Source organism: Trebonia sp. (assembly GCF_049794275.1).
In the GTDB taxonomy this organism is placed as follows: Bacteria; Actinomycetota; Actinomycetes; order Streptosporangiales; family Streptosporangiaceae; genus Trebonia.
This window is the reverse complement of sequence record NZ_JBARCR010001309.1, coordinates 1-4,301: the sequence shown is the minus strand read 5'-3', so window position 1 is coordinate 4,301 and position 4,301 is coordinate 1. Positions and strand designations below refer to the sequence as shown.

The 4,301-nt window shown below is 70.3% G+C and carries 4 protein-coding genes and 1 pseudogene; 3 read left to right on the top strand and 2 right to left on the bottom strand.

What is annotated here, in order from left to right:
- Nucleotides 1–855 (top strand): AAA family ATPase (locus WA805_RS31710; RefSeq protein WP_425244186.1); only part of this gene is annotated, 855 nt, incomplete at its 5' end.
- Nucleotides 856–865: 10 nt separating this feature from the next.
- Here the strand turns inward: WA805_RS31710 and WA805_RS31705 are convergent.
- Nucleotides 866–1,420: a CGNR zinc finger domain-containing protein gene (locus WA805_RS31705; RefSeq protein WP_422279968.1), complete on the bottom strand. Its 555-nt coding sequence runs from the start codon at nucleotides 1,418–1,420 to the stop codon at nucleotides 866–868.
- 289 nt (nucleotides 1,421–1,709) lie between these two features.
- On the opposite strand from WA805_RS31705, the gene WA805_RS31700 reads away from it, so the two are divergent.
- The gene (locus WA805_RS31700; RefSeq protein WP_422279976.1) at nucleotides 1,710–2,840 is read left to right on the top strand and encodes an NAD(P)-dependent malic enzyme; all 1,131 of its coding nucleotides are present in this window, start codon (nucleotides 1,710–1,712) and stop codon (nucleotides 2,838–2,840) included.
- Nucleotides 2,841–2,874: 34 nt separating this feature from the next.
- Entirely contained in the window at nucleotides 2,875–3,843 is a 969-nt protein-coding gene (locus WA805_RS31695; RefSeq protein WP_422288940.1) for a zinc-binding dehydrogenase, read from the top strand.
- Here the strand turns inward: WA805_RS31695 and WA805_RS31690 are convergent.
- Nucleotides 3,833–4,301: pseudogene (locus tag WA805_RS31690) on the bottom strand (hypothetical protein); the annotation flags it as partial. The gene WA805_RS31695 and the pseudogene WA805_RS31690 overlap by 11 nt on opposite strands.

Sequence of the window (4,301 nt, the reverse complement as noted above, 5' to 3'; positions counted from 1 at the left end):
CTGCCGGATGCGACGATCACCCTCGCCGCTGAGCGGCGGGCGGCAGGCATCGATGACCTGTTCATGGAGCTGGACGTTGAACTGATCGGGCTCGTCCCCGTGAAGCGGAAAGTGGAGGAAATCGGTTCGCTGCTGCTGGTCGACCGGGCGCGGCAGCGGTTCGGGCTCTCGGCGTCCCGGCCGAACCTGCACATGTGCTTCACCGGGGCGCCGGGAACCGGGAAGACGACGGTTGCCCTGATGATGGCAGACCTGCTCTACCGGCTTGGCTACCTGGAGAAGGGTCATCTGGTGCATGCCATGCGCGATGACCTGGTGGCCGAGTACATCGGGCAGACCGCGCCGAAGACCAAGCAGGTCCTCGAGCGCGCGATGGGCGGCGTGCTGTTCATCGACGAGGCCTACACCCTGTACCGCGCCGAGGACTCGAAGGACTACGGCCAGGAGTGCATCGACATCCTCATGCAGGTGATGGAGAACCAGCGGGACAAGCTCGTGGTGATTCTCGCCGGCTACAGGGACCGCATGGACCGCTTCTTCGATTCCAACCCCGGCATGAGCTCGCGAGTCGCCCATCACCTCGACTTCGCGGACTACGACGTCGACGAACTTCTCTCGATCGGGCAGTTGATGCTGGACCGGACGTCCTACTACCTGTCGGACGAAGCGGAGGCGACATTGCGCGACTACCTGTCAACGCGGATGACTCAGCCGCGGTTCGCCAACGCCCGCAGTGTTCGGAACGAGCTGGAAAACGCCCGGCTCCGCCACGCGTTCCGGCTCGCGGCCGATCCGGAGCGGCAGTGGACCAAAGACGACCTGATGCGCCTCGAGCCGTCGGACGTCCTGCCTTAACGGCACGTGGCTAAGCCTGGGGTTCTTCCTCTCGCTTGCGGGCGCCAGACGCGGCGAGCGATGCCCGGTCAGCGCACCGCCGCGAGCAGTACCGCTTGGTCCCTGCTGGCGTGGTGTCGATGAACACGCCTTGGCACGGCGTCGCCTGGCAGAGGCCGAACCGGTCGAGGCCCAGCTCGGTGAGCCGGACCGCGAGCCCCATCGCGGCGCCCGCGGCGTACTTGTCCGACATGGAGCCGCTCTCGGTGTAGTGCACGTGCCACGTCTGCCCGTCGTGCCCTGATAGCTGCGGGTGCACCGGGTTCTGGATGAGCAGCTCGTTCAGCCGCGCGGCGGCGTCCGCGCCGTCGCCCAGGGAGCAGGCTACGAAGAACGCGCGGAACTCGGTCCTGAGCTGGCGGAGGGCCTCGAGGTCGACGCGCGAGATGCCGTGGTTCAGGTGCTCCCTGTCGGCCACGAGCGCGCGCAGCCCGTCCAGCGTCGTGAGCTGGTCGCCGCCCTCGTGCCCGAGGCTCGAAGTGTTCACGAGCCGGACCGCGAGTTCGGCATAGGAAGACAGGTCCACTGGCGATCCCTTGCGGCGGGGAACCGGTGTAATGGGCTGGTACCGGTATTGAGTATTACACAGATCGGCGGGTGCGGCGCTACCACCACGCCGTCCATGGCACAATGTAGCAGCGGGTAACCCCCGTATCTGGAGAGATCGGCGCGTCCAGGTGCCGAGCGGCCGGTGGAACCCCCGGTCGCGGCCTGGCCGGCGCGCGACCATCCCCGTACCGAACCTCTGGGGGTTAACCGTGGGCGACGAGCCTATTTCTGTTCATGCTTCCCTTGCTGCCGACCCCGTCTTCGCGATGCACCGGGGCGGCAAGATCGACGTGCGGCCGACCGTGGACGTGCCGGACCGAGCCGCACTCGCCATGGCCTATACGCCCGGCGTGGCCCGGGTCTGCAGCGCCATCGCGGACCAGCCGGAACTCGCCAGCGAGTACACCTGGACGGGCAACACCGTCGCCGTGGTGAGCGACGGCACCGCCGTGCTCGGCCTCGGCGACATCGGCCCAGCCGCGGCCATGCCCGTCATGGAGGGCAAGGCGCTGCTGTTCAAGCGCTTCGCCGGCATCAACGCGGTGCCCGTCTGCATCGCCTGCACCGACGTGGACGAAGTGGTGCGCACGGTCGCGGCGCTGGCGCCGAGCTTCGGCGGCATCAACCTGGAGGACATCTCCGCGCCGCGCTGTTTCGAGATCGAGGACCGGCTGCGGGCCATGCTCGACATTCCGGTGTTCCACGACGACCAGCACGGTACGGCCATCGTGACGCTGGCCGCGCTGCGCGGCGCCGCCCGCGTCGTCGGCAAGGGCCTCGGCGACCTGCGCGTCGTGGTGTGCGGCGCCGGCGCGTCAGGAATCGCGGTGTCGAAGATCCTGCTGTCCGCCGGCGTGGGCGACATCGCGGTGGCGGACAGCAAGGGCCTGATCTACGACGGCAGGGACGGCCTGAACCCGGTGAAGGCGGCGCTCGCCAAGGTGACGAATGCCGCCGGGCTGGCCGGCTCGCCGGAAGCCGCGCTGCGCGGGGCAGACGTGTTCATCGGGCTGTCCGGCAGCACGCTGGCCGAGGAAGCCATCGCGCGGATGGCGCCTGGCGCGATCGCGTTCCTGCTGTCCAACCCCGACCCGGAGATCCACCCGGACGTCGCCCGCCGCCATGTGGCGGTAGTGGCGACGGGGCGCAGCGACTTCCCGAACCAGATCAACAACTCGCTGGCCTTCCCCGGCGTGTTCCGTGCCGCGCTCGACGTCCGGGCGTCGACCGTGACGGAGCGCATGAAGCTGGCCGCCGCGGACGCGATAGCGGCCCTGGTCGGCGGCGACGCCGCCCCGGACTACGTCATCCCGAGCCAGTTCGACGAGCGCGTCGCCCCGGCCGTCGCCGCCGCGGTCGCCGCCGCGGCCCGCGCCGACGGAGTCGCCCGCCGCTAGCTCATTCCGATCACCGCCCGGTAGGGTCGTGATCATGTTTGCCGTCTACGCCGCGCGTATTGATGCCGATAATCCACTGGGCGGGCTTGAGACGGGGGAGCGGCCCGATCCGCGGCCGAAGGACGGCTGGACGACCGTTACCGTCAAGGCGACGGCGCTCAATCACCACGACGTGTGGTCGCTGCGCGGGGTCGGGCTGCCCGCGGACCGGCTGCCGATGATCCTCGGCTGTGACGCCGCCGGGTTCGACGAGGACGGTAACGAGGTCGTCGTGTACGCCGTGGTGGCGGATGCCGACGCGGGCGGCGGCGACGAGACCCTCGACCCCCGCAGGTCGCTGCTGTCCGAGCGCTACGACGGCACGTTCGCCGAGCAGGTCGCCGTGCCCAGGCGCAACCTGGTGCCGAAGCCTGCGGCGCTGTCGTTCGAGGAGGCCGCCTGCCTGCCCACCGCGTACCTGACGGCGTACCGGATGCTGTTCGAGAAGGCCGGCGTGGAGCCGGGCGCGACGGTCCTGGTGCAGGGCGCCGGCGGCGGGGTGTCGACCGCGCTGGTGCTGCTCGGCCGGGCGGCCGGATACCGGATGTGGGTGACCAGCCGCAGCGAGGCCAAGCGCGAAGCCGCGCTCAAGCTCGGCGCGGATCAGGCGTTCGCCAGCGGCGCCCGGCTGCCGGAACGGGTCGACGTGGTCATGGAGACGGTTGGCGAGGCGACCTGGGGGCACTCGCTGCGCTCGCTCAGGCCGGGCGGCCGCATCGTCGTGTCCGGCGCCACCAGCGGCCAGGTACCGCCCGCCGAGCTGAACCGGGTGTTCTTCACCCAGCTGTCCATCGTCGGGTCGACCATGGGAACGCGCGACCAGCTCGGCAGGCTGCTCCGCTTCCTCGAGCAGACAGGCACCCGGCCGCTGATCGACCGCGTGCTTCCGCTGCGCGATGCCGCGGCGGGTTTCGCCGCCATGATCGACGGCACCCACACCGGCAAGATAGTTTTCACGCCTTAGGCGGCGGGTTCTCCTGGGAGGCGGGCGGCTCTGCTTCCGAGGCGGGCTCCTGGTGCGCGCCGAAGACTTCGGCGCGGATGCGGTCCAGGGTTTCTTCCAGGATGCTGCGGAGGTCGGTTAGGACGTCGCCGCCTAGCGCGCCGGACTCCCAGGCCACCTTGCGCAGGTCGGTAGCGAAGTCCCTGGTGAGGCGCTCCAGGTCGCGGAATGCGCCCATGTCCTTCGGGCCTGGCCAGCTCCGGCGGCCGGGCCAGTCGCTCCAGCGGCCCCAGTCGCCCCAGCCGAGCCAGGAACCCCAGTCATGGGCGCCGTGCGGGTGACCGGCGCCTTCGCCGGACTCGCCGCCTTCGGGGCCGGGGTGCTCGGTTGCCGCCTGTTCCCACGCGGAGCGGAAGCCCTCCCTGGCGTCGTCGCGCAGGGCCGCGGCCCCTTCGCGCAGCCACTGGGCACGGTTGCGC